The sequence below is a fragment of the Argonema galeatum A003/A1 genome (assembly GCF_023333595.1).
Taxonomy (GTDB): Bacteria; Cyanobacteriota; Cyanobacteriia; order Cyanobacteriales; family Aerosakkonemataceae; genus Argonema; species Argonema galeatum.
The window spans coordinates 288,253-304,407 of record NZ_JAIQZM010000001.1; the positions used below are offsets into that span (position 1 = coordinate 288,253).

Genomic DNA, 16,155 nt, shown 5'->3' on the forward strand with positions numbered 1-16,155 from the left:
TTAGTTATGACTTTGGAATACAGCAGTGTTACAGAAAAAAGGTTGTCCTTGTTGCGCCAATTGCCTGAATCCATCCAAGGTACGCTAAGTAGGGTATGGCAGCAACATTATGAAGAACTCTATGAACCAGAAGAAGAGGATGCAGCTTCACTTCAAGATGCTTTAGATGAAATTTTGGAAATGTTTCTGTTTCAGAGTAACAACCAAACACTGAGCCACATTCGTTATGTTTGGATGGCGCTGATACTAGCTTCAGTTGTAGAACCAACAGTTCAATATTATCAACCATTAAACTTGATTCCACAAAAAACTATTAGTAAGATAGAACTCTGGCTCCTAGAAAATATTGAAAAGATGCTGGATTCTAAAAGAAAGTTTTCTAATGCTCTAAGAGAGGAAGAATTTAATGATCTAGTAGATGGGATTCAAATTGATTATACAAATAAAAACGTGGGAAATTTTCAAATAATATTTGAAGCATTAGATGTTTATCTGAGTGCGATTAAAACTTTGGATTACAATCAATCCTTAGAATCATTACTAGATATATTAGAGAATTGTTTAGAGGGCTATGCAATCTTCCCCGGTTCCCACGGACGACGTGAATTATTCAATTGGTGGCTACTAGAGGTTGTACCAGCAAGTTGGTATCTAATTCCTCCCAGTTCTATCTACTCGCTAGATAAATTGGGGACTGAAAAAAATAAGGGTTTTTGTCAGATGAATAAATTGAAGGAAATTAGCTCTGCCATGTGGAAGATTATCTTGACAGATTCTACCAGTAGACAGAAGTCAAAGCTGCGAACTTTCCCTAACAACTTTGAGGATTCTTTAAACACGATACCATTGGATGTTAGACTTGATAAGTGGGCAAGTTAATCTAAGTAACACTGCAAGTATATATAAAGATAGCGTTGAAACTATTTTTAGTTAAAGGAAGGACTGTAATGAGTAAGCCAGAAGATATTATAGCGGAAATAATGAAAAATCTTAACGAAAAAGAGCGCGATAAAGATGTTAATGAAGAGGAACAAAATAACTATGGAGAGGAATATATTGCCCAGATCAAATCAGTTTGTAAAAGTTTTCTCAAAAAAGAATCTTTGGAAGTTGGACAAATCGTGAAATGGAAGGAACACTTAAAAAATAGAAAGTTTCCCCACAAGAATCAACCAGCAATTGTTATTGCCATATTAGATAAACCTGTCATCAGCACTGATAATGAATCTGGTAGTCCCTACTTCTTAGAAACTTTAGATATCATTCTTGGGCTCATAGTTGAAGACGGCACATTTTTTACTTTTTACTATGATAGCAGCAGGTTTGAGCCTTATTAATTTATGTTTATATATTAATGGGCACACCTTTGAGTAAATGCCCCTTTAGTCAGCATAAATATTGAAAAATTAACTAAAAATCATGTTAGATTTGCTGATTCAAAACGGGTTAATTTTCGATGGTTTAGGATCTGCGCCTATGCGGGGAGATATTGGTATTAAAAATGGTAAGATTGTGGCGATCGCATCCTCTCTTACCTCCAATGCTCATCAAGTTGTAGATGCTTCCGGCTTGTGGGTGACACCAGGATTTATTGATATTCACACCCACTACGATTTAGAGTTAGAAATTGCACCGGGATTGAGCGAATCGGTGCGTCATGGTGTTACCAGCGTTGTAATTGGTAATTGCAGTTTGTCTGTTGCAGTTGGTAAACCCCAAATGCTGGCAGATATTTTTCAAAGAGTCGAAACCCTTTCCCATCGAATGATTGAGAAATGGTTAAAACAATCGGTTTCTTGGCAAACACCCGCAGAATATTTAAAACATTTACAACAATTACCACTTGGTGCCAATGTTGCACCCCTATTTGGGCATAGTCCCTTACGCGCTCATCTGATGGGATTGGAACGTAGCTTAACAGTTCAACCCTCAGAAACCGAACTCAAAACCATGCAGCAAATTGCCGCCGATGCTTTAGATGCAGGATTTATTGGCATTTCAATTGATATGTTTCCTTGGCATCGAATGAGTGGAGAATGGCGCGGTTGCACAATTCCATCACAACACGCAAAACTGAAAGAATATGCCATGCTAGCCAATCTTTGTCGCGAACGGGATTTAGTTTTTCAAGTGACTCCCAATTTACAACGGCTTGCCTCTTTTCTAGATATTCTTCGCATGGGTTCAGGCATTGGACAAAAACCCTTAAGATTGACCGTTTTATCAGCACTGGATGCCGTCCACGATCGCAAATTGTGGCGCATCTTTTCCCCCCTCCTCTATTTTTGGAATCACATTCTTAAGGGTAATGTTCGCTTTCAAACCTTAACCGAACCCTTCACGATTTATTCTGATGGTTCCGTCACTCCTTTATTTGAAGAATTCCCCACAGGCGCACAACTGAATAGCTGCGAGTCGCGACAAGAAAGGCAACAGTTATGGGATTCGGAAACTTTTCGCCGCCAATTTCGCCAGGAATGGCTGAATAATTGGCGCAAGTCTTTCCATCGTCAGTTAGATTTAATGGAAATCGTGCGCTGTCCTGAAACGAGTTGGCAGGGATTAAGTTTTGCTGAAGTTGCCGCTCAAAAACAACAGGAACCCATAGATTTCTTTATTGATGCGTTGCAGAAGTACGACACGGATCTGCGTTGGGTAGCAACTGGTGCTAACGATCGCTTAGAACCCCGTTTAGCACTCATGCAGCACCCCTATATTTTGCCCGGTTTTACGGATGCTGGCGCTCATGTGCGTAACCTGGGCTACTATGATGGGGCGTTATCTTTGCTCAAGCAAGCGGTGGCAACGAAGTTTCTGGCCCCAGAAATTGCGATCGCTCGCGTTACGGGAGAAGCCGCTAATTGGTTTAAGCTGGATACAGGCGTTCTCAAAATTGGTGTGCGGGCAGATCTCGTTTTACTCAATCCTCAATATCTCAACCAGCCTATTAGTACCCAAGTGGAAATCTCAGATCCAATTTTAGATGGCGAACCCCGCATGGTTAAACGCGGATCGGAAGAAATTGTGGAAGCAGTTTATATTAATGGAGTGCAGGTGGTTTGTCGAGGTCAAATTAGCAGGATATTAGGTCAAGAACGTCTGGGAACTGTGTTATCTCCATGTTTTTAATCAAACAGTTTATGAATCAAATCAATCCTAACTTTTACCAAAACTCAAAAAATAAAATTAACGATAAAATTCTCGCTCATCCGTTTACATGCTACTGGGATATTTTTGTTTTCAAACACCAGCACCCCCTCAATATCGCCCTTCATGTTATAGGTATACTCTTCTTTTACGGCTTACTTTTTGCCATTTGGAAATCTCAAAATTTATGGTTAATCTTAGGCTTGCCACTCACGCAGTTAATCGGACTAACTGGGCATTTTTTATTTGAACGAAGCCATATTGATTTACAGGATGCTGTCTTCTCTTGGCGAGCTTCTTTTTGTTTAGGTAGAATGCTATTCAGGGTTATATCCGGTAAATATGGAGAGGATATCCGCCAACGCCAAGAAATTTTACGGCAATATCAGTTAAAATTAGATGTAACCCGCTTGTAAATAAAGGTTTTCCATGCAGATTTTTAACAACTGGAATATTATTAATAAAGGTTGGTATATTGCCTGTCCTAGTCAAGCCTTATCTCAGGGAAAAGCAAAATCTGTAGAGGTTTGCGCTCAAAAAATTGTCATTTTTCGGGGCGAAGATGGAAAAGTCCGTGCTCTAGATGCCTATTGCCCTCATCTGGGAACAGATTTAGGAATCGGGCAAGTTGATGGAAATTGGATTCGCTGTGCTTTTCATCATTGGGCATTTGATGAAACAGGATCTTGTCAAAACATTCCTTGTCAATCGGAAATTCCAGATCAAGCTAAATTACCAGCTTACGCAACTGAGGATAAATACGGCTTTATTTGGATTTATCCTGATGCTAAAGCACCGGAAGGAGTTGTTGAATTTGACGAACTGAAGGGCAAAAAAATTGTCAGCCAAGCCGATACTGCCTTTGAAAGAAGTTGCCACCATCACATCTGCATGATGAATGGGATTGATGCTCAACATTTAAGAACTATTCATCATCTAGATATCAAAATGGAGCTATCTTTAAATAGAAATGAATTAGGGACACAAATTGACTTTACAATGCGGGGGGAATTTCCCCAAACAACGCTTCGCGAACGCTTAGGTAAACGATTTTTAGGGACTAGCTATGAGTATTCTATGCGTTATGCTCACGGCTGCATTGGCTTGCTAACGATGATGAAAAATGTACGGTTATTTCCTTCACTTTATATGATCTATGCCTACACTCCCATAGCCCCTGGAAAAACGCGAATTCAACCAATTTATGTGACTGAAAAACGCAAAGGAATAATCGGGTATTGGATCGGACAGTTTTTACTATTTTGTACTCGTTTGGCGTACTATATGCTCAGAGATGAGGACGGCAAAATTTATGATAATATTCGCTTTAATCCGCAGGTAATTCTCAGTATCGATCGACCATTAGTTCAATATATGCAATACGTCAATCAACTTGAAGCGTCTCGATGGTCGCGGGAGGTCATCAATTCTCAGGATGAACCGTTTCAACCCATATAAAAGTAGAGTAGACTGAAAGGACATCCTTGAAAACCAAGTTGGTTCCAAATAATGAAGAGTTTGCTGATTCCTCTTACAAAGCTACATCCAAGCGATCGCACTGCGATGTATGCCCTGCTGGAAAGTCATTTTCAAGGCATAACATGGCAGGCTTTCCAGACTGATCTCGACCGTAAAAACTGGGTGTTATTATTAAAAGATGAAACCTCCAATATTTTGAAAGGATTTTCAACTTTAATGTTTTGTCAGACGAGTTTTTCAGACCAGAAAATTAGTGTTGTTTATTCAGGCGATACAATCGTCGATCCAAGTGCATGGTCAAGTGTAGCACTTCCTCGTACCTGGATTGCCGCAGTTAATTATCTTCGTCAACAATATGCCGAAAATCAACTATACTGGCTGCTGATTTGCTCTGGCTTTCGTACCTATCGCTTTCTGCCCACCTTTTGGAAAGAGTTCTATCCCCGCTACAATAAAGATACGCCTGTCCTGATTGAAAATCTGATGGTAAGTTTGGCACAAGAATATTATGGCGATCGCTACGATAAACCAACCGGAATTGTCCGTTTTAAGTCTCCCCAAATTCTTCGGGATGGATTAATTGAAATTCCCAAAGGGCGACAGACTAACCCCCATATTCATTTTTTTACAACCAAAAATCCTGGTTATCGGTTCGGCGATGAATTAGTTTGTTTGACGGAAATTTGTTATGAAAATCTGACCGATGCCGGACAACGGATGTGGGAAGCGGAATCAGCGCTAGAATTTGTGCAAGACTCTGTTTTAATTTAAATTTTATGTCTCCTAACAAGCCACACTCGACCTTTAATAATTCAACGCAATTTATTGAGGGATGGTACTGGGCACTACCCTCTAAAGAATTAAAAGTTGGTAAGGTGAAAGCTGTAACGCTTTTGGGTAGAAACTTAGCCATTTATCGGGGTATTAGCGGTCAGGCGATCGCGATTGATGCCTATTGTCCGCACATGGGGGCTCATCTAGCAGAAGGAAAGGTAGAGGGGGATGGAATTCGCTGTTTTTTCCATAATTGGAAGTATGATGCTGAGGGAATTTGCGTAGACATTCCTTCATTGGAAAAACCTTTATCTGTCTGTATCAAAACTTGGGAAACTGCGGAACAGTATGGTCTAATTTGGGTTTGGGTGGGAAAAGAAAAGCCCGATTTGCTACCTTTTGTACCGGAACTAGAACAGGTAGATTGCGATTATAGTTTAGGCATTCGGTTTATTAAAAATTGTCATCCTAATGTGCTGTTGATTAATGCGATCGATGCTCACCATTTCAATACAGTTCACAATCTGCCTTTAGAGATTGTCTTTGAATCACAAGAACTGAATCCTAATGCGATTACTTTTAGCAACACGACAAAGGGAGGTGATAATTCTCGGTTAATTAATTTGATTCGCCCTCTATACCAAAATGAAGTTACTTATAGTATGTGTTATTGGTATGGCAGCACGGGAACAGTAACGCTTGGCCCCGATTTTTTGCACTTCTATATTGTATTTGCATTACGGATGATTGAAGGTGGTAAAACTGAGGGACAAACGATTATAATTACACCTAAGCGATCGGGATGTTTGGGATGGGGAATTAACCGGGGGTTACTATGGTTAACGCAGCAGGTTGGTAATTACTTTTCCAAGGGGGATACACAAGTTTTTCAGACGATTAAATTTGACATTAAAACTCCGACAAAAGCCGATCGCTCAATTCTTGAATTTATCCAGCACGTTAACCGCCAGAAGGCTCTTACTTGGGAAACTTGGGATGTTGTTGAGAATGTAGAAAATAGCGATCGCACCTATCCACCGACCTCTTTAGTACCATAGGATGACTCACACTTTGTCAGAATATCAAATTGCTGGATTAAACTTGCCTCATGTAAGCCCTAATGACCGATTAAGGCGGGTTTTGACGGCAGCCTTGCCGAATCAAGGAAGTCGTATAGCAAGCTTAAATTCCCATTATTGGGATGCTAAATTTTTCAACCTGGAGCGAGTTAAAATTTTTCAAGAAGCGAGACATGATGAACAGTCTGCTATTCTTCTACTTGCGAATCGCAGTTTATTAGAAGAAGCGTATTACATTGAGAATGCAGGCGTTGGTTATATGGCAAAGATGGTATTGTTAGCAGAAACTGTGGAGGAGCGAATGCTCTACGGATTGTTTGCGGCGGATGAAGCAACCCACTTAAGCCAAATTAGTTGTTTTTTGCCCGAAATTTCTATAATAGGTAATCACGATCCCTTTCTCAGTTTATTAGCAGAAGTCGTTGAAAGTACGGATAAAACCGTATTGTTGTTTGTGCTACAAGTGGTGTTAGAAGGATGGGGTTTAACCCATTACCGCCGACTAGCAAAGGAATGCCGCGATCGAGTGCTGGCAGAGGTTTTTTCGAGTTTTTTGGACGCAGAGGCACGCCATCATGCTACGGGAAGTTTATTGTTTGAGGAAATTCCTATTTCAAAATCTAGTCAAACATTAATTATCGAATTGTTGACAAGGTTTCTCATGATGGTACAAGTTGGCCCGCAGAACGTGCTAGCCCCGATCGCGCAGGTGAAGGGACATCTTTCGCGATCGCAAAAAATTCAAATCCTAGAAGAGTTGGATACCGAAACCCATAGCGGGAAAAGGTTACAATTGTTGCGATCGCTCATGCGGGGAAAATCAGCAGATGCGATCGTCCAAGCTTTAGAGGAGCGAGGTGCTTTTGTACCTTTACCTGCTCATCACTGTGTCAACCCAATTTAAACCTTTGATATGAAAAATCAACTATCAGATCGTCCCACAATTTATCGCAAGTTGCAAATTAATTATAAACGCAACAAACAGCAAGACCATACGGCTTTAATGGAGGCAGCAGTGGAAAAGTTTTGCTATGAAGATTGTAAAAATGAGTATTGGAATCCCGAAGAATTTTCTTTACTTTATGGTACGCCTTTATGGGATCAATCCAGCCAACATCAGCGCGTGATTTTGAATCAGCTTTATTGGGTAGCCTACTATTCGCAGATTGTCTCTGCTGAAATTGCCACGATCTTTTTCAATCAAACCAGCGCCACAGGACTTTACGCCCATGAAGATTTCCGCTTAATTTGCGATACATTGGATCTAGAATCTTCTCAAGAACGTGCCCATATTAACGCATTTCGCACCATTGCTAAACAAGTTGAGCAAGCTTTGTTTGGAGAACTTATTTTCACCTACCCCATGCGAACCCCTTTTACAGAAACAATGGTTTATGCTGATACTAATCAGTTAAAAACTTGGTGGAAAAAGATTCAACTTCAATACTTTGGGTTAATTTCGGCGAATAATACTTTTTTGGCTTGTCAGTATTTTACAGTCAGAGGAGTGCGGACGTTAAATGGTAAATTAATCCAGCACAAACTCAGCAACTATTACCAAAAACATCCCCATCAAGACTTAGCACCAATTCCCGCTAAAGTTTCTTACTATCACTTTTTAGATGAAAGCTTTCATTTTAATAGTTCTACAATTGTATCTCACGAAGTTGTCACTTGCCTTGCACCACCAACAGCTTTTGAAAAGTTAGTGGCGAATTTAGGGTTATGGGGATGTCAACGGGATCATTTTCACTTTTCTGCCGCAATTAATGGGATTTTTTGGTACGATCCAGCGCTGTATGGAAAGATTTATCGTGTGTTGCGATCGCCTCTTTTCGCTCTAACCGACAAAGATACTAAAGAGATGATGCGGCGCTGTTTTACCCAGGAGTCAGAGGGATTACACCGCAGTTATTTAACTCATCAGGAAGCAATGGAATCTTATAAAGTGTATCTTGAAAAACTCGATTATTTGTGGCCACGCAATCGAGAAATGTCACTGATGGCATCTAATTCAATTTCGCAATATTTGGCAACTCAACAAAGTGCCTTTCAACGCTTTGAACAGCAACATACAGAGGATTTATGCCATGTCTGATTTGTATAAAATATCCTTTCCTGGCACTGATTATCCGCCTATTAGTGTGCAAATCCATGAAAATTTATCCGAACATCTAACTATTAAGAATTCACCTGTTTTGTTTGGCTGTAGGACTGGACTTTGCGGAACTTGCTTAGTTGAGGCGATTGGCGATATTCCTGCTGCTAAAGCCGATGAACAGGAGATGTTGGATACCTTAGCTCCTAATGTTCCGAATGCTCGATTAGCCTGTCAGCTTGACCTCACAACTAATGTAGAGATTTGCCGATTTTAAAAATGACTGAATATCCGGTCTATAAGGGTTTATAATGGAATGAGCGCTGTAGCGAAAGAAGCTCAAAGTAACTGAGGAGATATTAACAATGATGACTGCCAATAAAAATAGTACTAAGAAACGCCCTGCTACGCTCGACAAACGAGTATCATTTTGTAATGATTTCCCAGGATTATACAGCATTCAGCAACGCAACCTACTTTATTTACACCTAAGACCTAGACATAGTTCAGCCAAGTACAAATGGCAATTTGCGTTCGATGTTTTGAATAGCGGTAAGTACGAAAATACAGTTCTCTTCACAAAAGAGGAATTTCAAACACTAATTCAACTATTTGAATCGAAACAGTTTGACTGGAAAAACCGAACTCTAGATAATTTCCCTAGTTTTCTAGCGTATAACTATTTAACATTAAATGACGCGGTAGCTGTCGCCAATAAAGTTGCTGAGTTTACATATCAACTGCATAACGACCAATTGCGGTCGTTGTATGCTCAAGAGATATCTCAGGCTAAATATGACTCTCGCTCAGATTTAACTATACACATATATGATGATAAAAAAGGTGAGTATCAGTTAAGCGCATCTTATAATTTTCAAGTAGAAATTATCCTATTTAAACAGGGAAAAATTAAAACTAAATATGGTTCAGAATATATAGGCTTAATAGACGGATCTAGGCGTGATGAGGTAATTGCTACCCACAATCCTCAACGAGAAGACGGGGTTTTATTAATTAATCATAATGCCCAGAATGCTGAATTTTTCCTAACAGACTGGAACACATTTTGTTTGCAGGTAGATCGGCGCGTGTTTCCCAACAAATAGGGATGGTTGCAGCTGAGACTCCTAGAACGCCGGTCAAGTAATCTTCAGTGGGGCGTTTTTAGCGTGTAGGGGCGAAGCATTCAGGCAGAAAATCTAGGGTTTCAGCGACAGATTACAGCCCGAATGCTTCGCCCCTGCCAATAATTTTGATTACTTGACCGATGCTCTAGCGATGCAATTTGAAGATTTCTGGTACATTGTCGCATTGAGCGACCAATTACAACCTAACACAGTTTTGGCCCGATCGCTTCATTTACTCACCAGTAATATTTTCTAACTCCCCAGGTGCAATTACTGAAATTCCCGCGTTGACAAATCCAGAAGTGTCACGAGTGACGATCGCGTCTACACCATGTGCTATTCCACAAGCACACTGTACTGCATCCTCAAAATCTTGAAAATTCAATGCGATCGCTTGTTCTAAAATTCCTCTATCGACCGCACAAATATGTAAGTCTGTCAGAATTTGTGCAATTGCATCTTGAGCAGCGATCGCACCTGCTGCTTTTCGGACAATGTAATAGATGTTAGTAATCGTTGTGGCTGCAATAAACCCCTCAATTTCACCAGCATCAATTTTGTCAAACAGTTTTGCTGCATCTTCTATAAAAGGCTCTCGCTCTTGTAAAAAATCAATAACAACATTTGTATCGATTAAAACTCGCATCACTGATATTTCCGATCGAGATAGTTGATATAATCCGCTTCAATATCTTCACTCGACATTTCTGTACTTTTTGCAATTCCTCGCAGTCGAGATAAGTTTCCCTTTTTCAATCTGGAACTACTTTCTCGCTGTAGCGACTCCAACAGAGTTTGCATTAATTGCCAGCGATCGCTAATTGGTAACTGCAATGCCTGCTTTTGCAATTCTTGCAATGTCATTATAATTCTCCCGTGTGAGTGTATCTCACCTTTAATTGTAAATTGGCGCTCCTGAGATGCGGTAGATTCAGCAAGGTTTGCTTGAGAGATTGTCATAATTATAGATGCCATCATCACTCCCCACTCCCCACTCCCCACTATACACCATGCAATTTGAAGATTTCTGGTACATTGTCGCACTGAGCGACCAGTTACAGCCTAACACGGTGTTGGCCCGATCGCTCTTAGGAGAATGGCTGGCAATCTTTCGAGGAGAAGATGGACAAGCTGTGGCATTGCGCGATCGCTGTTTGCATCGCAGCAGTCGCTTATCCGCAGGAAAGGTTTGTAACGGCGCATTGCAATGCCCTTATCATGGCTGGATATACAATCAAAGCGGTAATGTTATTGCTGTTCCTTCCGAAGGAAATTCATTTAAACCATCCCAACAGCGTCAAGCCAAATGTTATGCAACAAAAGAACAGGATGGTTATGTTTATATTCGGTTAGCTGACAATCCTAACGAAGATTTTAATCCCTTTGCCATGCCTTACTATAAAGAGCTAGGATGGGAAACATTACGAGTCATTAATCGTTTTCCTAATAATGTTACAAATTGTGTAGAAAACTTTATAGATATTCCCCATACTGCTTTTGTTCATCCAGGCGTTTTCCGCAACTCCCGCCAACAAAAGCTAGAAATGAGTGTAGAACGGAAAAATGGTTCGGTTTTAGTGGAGTATGATAACGAAACCAGTAATTTAGGATGGTATAGTCGTTTTCTGAATCGGCAGGGTGCTGAAATTAAACATAGCGATCGCTTTTATATGCCGAATATTACCTGCGTAGAATACAAGATGGGAAATAACCGCCATTTGTTCATTACAAGCCAATCTATTCCCGAAACCGAAAATTCAACGCTAGTTTACACGGATGTTACTTATAACTATGGCATTTGGAATAAACTAGCGCGTCCGTTTGTCCGATGGACAGCACAACATATTATCCAGCAGGATGTGAAAATATTGGGCATTCAGGGGGAAGCGATCGCCAAATACGGAACCCAATTTTATAACACTCCTGCTGATACGATTCATGTGTTTGTAGAGTCTATTCGAGATGCGATCGCATCTGGAAAAGATCCGCGACAACTCCCTAATCAATCCGTTCAAGTAACATTTTTTGTATAATGTTTTACTATGCAAATCCTTGTACAAATTTTAGTTTTTTTAGCTTTTATCGGATTGGTAGGATGGACTATCTTCGATAAATCTGCTCGAACTCAACTCAAAGCAAAATGTCTTGAAGATTGGTTATTAGATAGCGCTGGACTGTTTGTTCAAGGAATGCTAATCCCCCTCCTGCAAGCAACGATAATTTATCAACTTTATCGTCACTGGCTACCGATGTCGCAAGGATATCTGCATGGGTATCCAATTTTTACCTTTCTTCTCAGTTTCGTTGCAGTTGATTATCTTTATTATTGGAATCATCGCTTGTTGCATTCGGCTTTTTTATGGAACATCCATCAAGTGCATCATACTGTTACTCATTTGGATGTTTTGGGAACATCTCGTAACACCATTTGGGCAAGCTTTCTAATTGTTTACCTGTGGGTTCATAGCTTGTTTCTGTACCTGCTAGCCGAGCCAACAGGCTATCTTTTAGGAGTTAGCTTAACTTCTGCCCTGGATTTATGGCGACACAGCCAATTAATCTTTCCCTCAAATAGTTGGCTTTACCGTTATTTATCTCCTTGGTTGATTATGCCCCAGGATCACTCATGGCATCATTCTAGCCAGTTTCCTAATTGCAATTACGGTGCCAATCTGAAACTTTGGGATAGGTTGCATGGAACTTATTATGAAGAAAGTGAATTGCCAACCGAAATCGGAACCACAACCTCATTAACTTTCATTCAAAAACTTTTATTACCCTTTTCATGACATTCCTGAGTACAATTCTTTTGTTCTTTCCTGCTATAGTTTTAGTGCTAACCGGTGGCTCGCTAATCTACTTCGCGCATTCACCCAGCATCCTCAGCGCTTTGGCTGTATTGTTTTCTCTTTACGGACTACCAGTGTTAGTTTATCGATTGCATCAGTGGATATATCCGCTTCGAGAGGGCATTAGTTATTTACGTGGAAAGGAGTACAATTCTTGGTGGGGTAGCCATCAAATTCAGGTTATTTATATTGCGATTCCAGCTTTAGAGGCGGTGCTGCGGCTGATTCCGGGAGTATTTTCTGTTTGGTTGCGTTTGTGGGGTGCGAAGGTAGGGCGAAATGTATACTGGACACCAGGGCTAGAAATTGCCGATCGCGGTTTGTTGGAAATTGGCGATCGCGTTGTAATTGGACATCGGGTTGGCATTTATTCTCACGTTATTAAACCTCGCAAGCAAGACTTAATGTTGTACGTCAAAAAAGTAAAAATTGGGAATGATGTTTTTGTAGGGGCAGGCTCGCATTTGGCTCCTGGTGTGGTAATTGATGATGGCATTTATATCACTGTCGCCACTAACTTTTATCCCAATCAAAAGGTGAGATAATGCGTCAGTTAATTCAACTATTTGGGCAACTACTTGCACCAACTGCCCAGCGATTCAATCGAGCATTGAATAACCCTCGCTCGACACAAGAATTAGTCCAGCAAGATATTTGCGATCGTCTCATTCAAAGTGAGTATGGTAAATCCTTGGGGATTCAATCTGTAGAAGATTGGCAGCGTGTCCCAATCGTTGATTATGACCAGCTTGAACCTTGTATTTTAGGAGAACAAAATTCTAAACGTAAGCGAATTCCACTTACACCAGAACCGATTTTGTTTTATGAAAAAACCTCTGGAAGTAGCGGTGCTGTTAAATGGATTCCTTACACGCGATCGCTCCGAAAATCGTTCAACCAAATGTTCTGTGTATGGGCGCACGACTTAATCCAAAATGGCCCTAAATTTTCAACGGGAAAGCTCTATGCTTGTATTTCGCCACAATTAAATTCCCCTAATTCCAAACCAGAAAATTCCCTGTCTTTGCAAGATGACTTAGATTACTTGGATGCTTGGTTGCGCTGGTTGTTGCGTCCTTGGTTGGTGATGCCAGAAAAACTTGAACACCTGCACAATGCCCAAAGCTTTAAACATCAGCTTTCTCTGGCATTATTGCAGGCTGAAAAACTTGAAATTGTTTCTATTTGGAGTCCCAGTTTTTTACAAATACATTTAAACTACATTCAGGAAAATAAAGAATTATTGCGAGAAGAATTACAGCGAAAAATATCAGATGAACGCCTTCAAATCCTTGCTGAACCTCAGATTCCTTGGACGCAACTTTGGTCTAATTTAAAGCTAATTTCCTGTTGGGATGCTGCCAATGCCGCAGATGGGGCTAAAGGGTTGCGATCGCAATTTCCCGATGTACTGGTTCAGGGTAAAGGTTTGCTAGCAACTGAAGCTCCGATGACGATTCCGTTGATAGAAGCTAACGGGTATGTTCCGGTGCTGGATGAAGTCTTTTTCGAGTTTGAAGACGATAGGGGTTCCTTGCACGGGTTACACGAACTCAGTATCGGACAGGTTTATACCATTATTTTGTCGCAGAAAGGAGGGTTGTATCGTTATCGAATTGGCGATCGAGTTCTGGCGATCGGAATGTATCGCCACACCCCTTGTTTAGAGTTTTTGGGACGACATGAAGCCATCAGTGATTTAGTTGGCGAAAAGCTACAAGAAAGCTTTGTACGTCATATTTTAGATCGCTTGAATCTTCAAGAAGCCAGTTTTAAAAGTTTAGTTCCCGTTGCCAATCCACCTCACTATATTCTGTTACTCGATCGAGCTAAAGAAACCCCAGAAATCCTTGCTCAACATCTAGATATTGCTTTGTCAGAATCAACTCAGTACCACCGTGCGAGATTACTCGATCAACTTGCACCCCCACAGGTTTTTATTTCCCCTAAAATTCCTGAATTATTAGCTTTGTACCATGTTCGATCGGGCAGCATTTGGGGTGGTATTAAGCATCCCATCCTCGCAACATCGCCTATTAACGCTGCACTTTTTTCTGAACTTAAATTTCGGCTCCAGTCAAATAATTGAGTAAACTCAAGCCCAAGAAGAAGCAATTTTTAATTCCACTTCAACCGGAACTTGCTGCAAATATAGTTCTCCAGCTTCCACCATCCCTCTTAACAATATTTGGGGCTTATTGACATTGTGGCGATTGCCCTGGGTGCGATCGCAGTCCTTGACGGCGCTAATTTTGTGGGCTATTCTATTTGTAATAAAAATATTGTAAATTTTTTAAATAAATCTTAAAGTAAATTATTAATTATTACACAATACCATACTGCTGGATCGAAAAGCAACCACTATAGCCACAGTCAGATATGTTAGGACAGTATCGATCGCTCAAAGCAAGGAAGCGACTGTGTTTTTACTCAGCACGGCGGACGTTGCACTCAGCACTTTGCTATATGTCGCCTCACTTGTCGAGCGCACTCATGAGTCCCCCTTGCTTAGATGCGATTGCCCTGCGGATGCACGGATAGATGAATCTGTGTTCAAAATCACGGCTAGCCGCCCTCTGCCCCTCTGCCCCTCTGCCCCTCTGCCCCTAGCCCCTCTGCCCCTCTGCCCCTCTGCCCCTCTGCCCCTAAAAAAAATTAAGCGATTAGTTGCTGAAGCGACCCATTATGTGAAATGATAGATATTTGTGTTTAATTCTGCCCAGACTGTACGGCTTGCAAAATTATGGCTAAAGGCGTTCGCATTGTTGTGACATTGGAATGTACCGAGTGTCGCACTAACCCAGCCAAACGATCGAATGGCGTTTCTCGTTACACCACGCAAAAGAACCGTCGCAATACGACGGCGAGACTAGAACTGAAAAAGTTCTGCCGTCACTGTAACAAACAGACCGTTCACAAGGAAATCAAATAGTCATCAGTCATTGGTCATGGGTCAGTAGTAAGTCAACAACCCACCGAAGCATCGGATTACCGATGTAGCGGGGGCTTGAAAGATAGCCCTAATTGACCAGACTCAGGCAGCAATGCCTACGTTAGTGGCAAGTGTTCAAGTTCTTACCTACGGATGCGTAGCTAGTCCGTAGCTCTAAAACTCAAAGGTTAAACAGTCATTTGGGAGACAGTGCCTAAGAGAATAGTACCGACCACTAACATTGTCGAAGCTAACTTTACCGGAGAAATCCGAGGGGGAGTAATCCCCAAATTAAACGCCTCACCGAGGCGGGTCTGGAAAGAACAATGTCGGTAGCCGAAATCCTGTAATGCCAACAGGTATGACAAATGACAAAGGATAACTAAAAATGACTTACTATCGTCGCCGCCTTTCCCCAATTAAGCCAACCGATCCCATCGACTACAAGGATGTCGATCTGTTACGCAAATTTATTACGGAGCGGGGCAAGATTTTGCCGCGCCGGATCACGGGTTTGACGGCTAAACAACAAAGAGACCTGACCATAGCCATTAAGCGGGCTCGCATAGTGGCGTTGTTACCCTTTATTAACCAAGAAGGGTAAGCAGATTTTGGATTTTGGATTTTGGATTTTAGATTATTCGGCTATAGCTAAGTTCCAAAGTATTTG

General features: G+C 41.1%; 19 protein-coding genes. 17 read left to right on the forward strand and 2 right to left on the reverse strand.

Annotated elements, in window-relative coordinates; all coding sequences use genetic code 11:
• Nucleotides 1-6 precede the first annotated feature (6 nt).
• The 11 genes from LAY41_RS01425 (at nucleotide 7) to LAY41_RS01475 (ending at nucleotide 9,683) form a co-directional block, all read left to right on the forward strand.
• Nucleotides 7-879, forward strand: a complete 873-nt coding sequence (locus LAY41_RS01425) for a hypothetical protein (RefSeq protein ID WP_249093305.1) — start codon at nucleotides 7-9, stop codon at nucleotides 877-879.
• A gap of 68 nt (nucleotides 880-947) precedes the next feature.
• Nucleotides 948-1,337 carry a hypothetical protein gene (locus LAY41_RS01430; protein WP_249093307.1) on the forward strand — a complete coding sequence of 130 codons (390 nt, stop codon included), beginning with the start codon at nucleotides 948-950 and terminating at the stop codon, nucleotides 1,335-1,337.
• Nucleotides 1,338-1,419: 82 nt separating this feature from the next.
• Nucleotides 1,420-3,129, forward strand: coding sequence for an N-acyl-D-amino-acid deacylase family protein (locus LAY41_RS01435; RefSeq protein WP_249093309.1), 1,710 nt, complete (start codon nucleotides 1,420-1,422; stop codon nucleotides 3,127-3,129).
• A gap of 11 nt (nucleotides 3,130-3,140) precedes the next feature.
• Nucleotides 3,141-3,563, forward strand: coding sequence for an Mpo1-like protein (locus tag LAY41_RS01440; RefSeq protein ID WP_249093312.1), 423 nt, complete (start codon nucleotides 3,141-3,143; stop codon nucleotides 3,561-3,563).
• Between the two features lie 13 nt (nucleotides 3,564-3,576).
• On the forward strand, nucleotides 3,577-4,605 hold the full coding sequence (locus tag LAY41_RS01445) for an aromatic ring-hydroxylating oxygenase subunit alpha (protein WP_249093314.1): 1,029 nt from the start codon (nucleotides 3,577-3,579) through the stop codon (nucleotides 4,603-4,605).
• A gap of 51 nt (nucleotides 4,606-4,656) precedes the next feature.
• The gene (locus LAY41_RS01450) at nucleotides 4,657-5,397 is read left to right on the forward strand and encodes a hypothetical protein (protein WP_249093316.1); all 741 of its coding nucleotides are present in this window, start codon (nucleotides 4,657-4,659) and stop codon (nucleotides 5,395-5,397) included.
• A gap of 5 nt (nucleotides 5,398-5,402) precedes the next feature.
• Nucleotides 5,403-6,458 (forward strand): aromatic ring-hydroxylating dioxygenase subunit alpha, encoded by a 1,056-nt coding sequence (locus LAY41_RS01455; RefSeq protein ID WP_249093318.1) that lies wholly within the window; start codon nucleotides 5,403-5,405, stop codon nucleotides 6,456-6,458.
• A gap of 1 nt (nucleotide 6,459) precedes the next feature.
• Entirely contained in the window at nucleotides 6,460-7,383 is a 924-nt protein-coding gene (locus LAY41_RS01460; RefSeq protein WP_249093320.1) for a ferritin-like domain-containing protein, read from the forward strand.
• A gap of 9 nt (nucleotides 7,384-7,392) precedes the next feature.
• Nucleotides 7,393-8,577 carry a P-aminobenzoate N-oxygenase AurF gene (locus LAY41_RS01465; RefSeq protein ID WP_249093322.1) on the forward strand — a complete coding sequence of 395 codons (1,185 nt, stop codon included), beginning with the start codon at nucleotides 7,393-7,395 and terminating at the stop codon, nucleotides 8,575-8,577.
• Nucleotides 8,570-8,854, forward strand: coding sequence for a 2Fe-2S iron-sulfur cluster-binding protein (locus LAY41_RS01470; RefSeq protein WP_249093324.1), 285 nt, complete (start codon nucleotides 8,570-8,572; stop codon nucleotides 8,852-8,854). Before LAY41_RS01465 ends, LAY41_RS01470 begins: the two co-directional genes overlap by 8 nt.
• An 88-nt stretch (nucleotides 8,855-8,942) precedes the next feature.
• Nucleotides 8,943-9,683 (forward strand): hypothetical protein, encoded by a 741-nt coding sequence (locus tag LAY41_RS01475; protein WP_249093327.1) that lies wholly within the window; start codon nucleotides 8,943-8,945, stop codon nucleotides 9,681-9,683.
• Nucleotides 9,684-9,936: 253 nt separating this feature from the next.
• On the opposite strand, the gene LAY41_RS01480 is transcribed toward LAY41_RS01475, so the two are convergent.
• Both LAY41_RS01480 and LAY41_RS01485 read right to left on the reverse strand, forming a co-directional pair.
• The gene (locus tag LAY41_RS01480; RefSeq protein ID WP_249093329.1) at nucleotides 9,937-10,350 is read right to left on the reverse strand and encodes a type II toxin-antitoxin system VapC family toxin; all 414 of its coding nucleotides are present in this window, start codon (nucleotides 10,348-10,350) and stop codon (nucleotides 9,937-9,939) included.
• The gene (locus LAY41_RS01485; RefSeq protein ID WP_249093332.1) at nucleotides 10,350-10,568 is read right to left on the reverse strand and encodes a hypothetical protein; all 219 of its coding nucleotides are present in this window, start codon (nucleotides 10,566-10,568) and stop codon (nucleotides 10,350-10,352) included. The genes LAY41_RS01480 and LAY41_RS01485 overlap by 1 nt, the downstream gene beginning before the upstream one ends.
• A gap of 104 nt (nucleotides 10,569-10,672) precedes the next feature.
• On the opposite strand from LAY41_RS01485, the gene LAY41_RS01490 reads away from it, so the two are divergent.
• From LAY41_RS01490 to rpsR, 6 genes are all read left to right on the forward strand, one after another.
• A complete protein-coding gene (locus LAY41_RS01490) occupies nucleotides 10,673-11,737 on the forward strand; it encodes an aromatic ring-hydroxylating dioxygenase subunit alpha (protein ID WP_249093335.1) in 1,065 nt (354 codons plus the stop codon).
• Between the two features lie 9 nt (nucleotides 11,738-11,746).
• A complete protein-coding gene (locus LAY41_RS01495; RefSeq protein WP_249093337.1) occupies nucleotides 11,747-12,493 on the forward strand; it encodes a sterol desaturase family protein in 747 nt (248 codons plus the stop codon).
• 44 nt (nucleotides 12,494-12,537) lie between these two features.
• Nucleotides 12,538-13,098, forward strand: coding sequence for an acyltransferase (locus LAY41_RS01500; protein WP_249093340.1), 561 nt, complete (start codon nucleotides 12,538-12,540; stop codon nucleotides 13,096-13,098).
• Complete coding sequence (locus LAY41_RS01505) at nucleotides 13,098-14,642, forward strand: GH3 family acyl-acid amido synthetase (RefSeq protein ID WP_249093342.1); 1,545 nt, start codon at nucleotides 13,098-13,100, stop codon at nucleotides 14,640-14,642. Before LAY41_RS01500 ends, LAY41_RS01505 begins: the two co-directional genes overlap by 1 nt.
• Before the next feature lie 654 nt (nucleotides 14,643-15,296).
• Nucleotides 15,297-15,485, forward strand: coding sequence for a 50S ribosomal protein L33 (gene rpmG, locus LAY41_RS01510; RefSeq protein WP_249070638.1), 189 nt, complete (start codon nucleotides 15,297-15,299; stop codon nucleotides 15,483-15,485).
• Between the two features lie 388 nt (nucleotides 15,486-15,873).
• Nucleotides 15,874-16,089, forward strand: a complete 216-nt coding sequence (gene rpsR / locus LAY41_RS01515) for a 30S ribosomal protein S18 (protein ID WP_249070639.1) — start codon at nucleotides 15,874-15,876, stop codon at nucleotides 16,087-16,089.
• The last annotated feature ends 66 nt before the right edge of the window (nucleotides 16,090-16,155 follow it).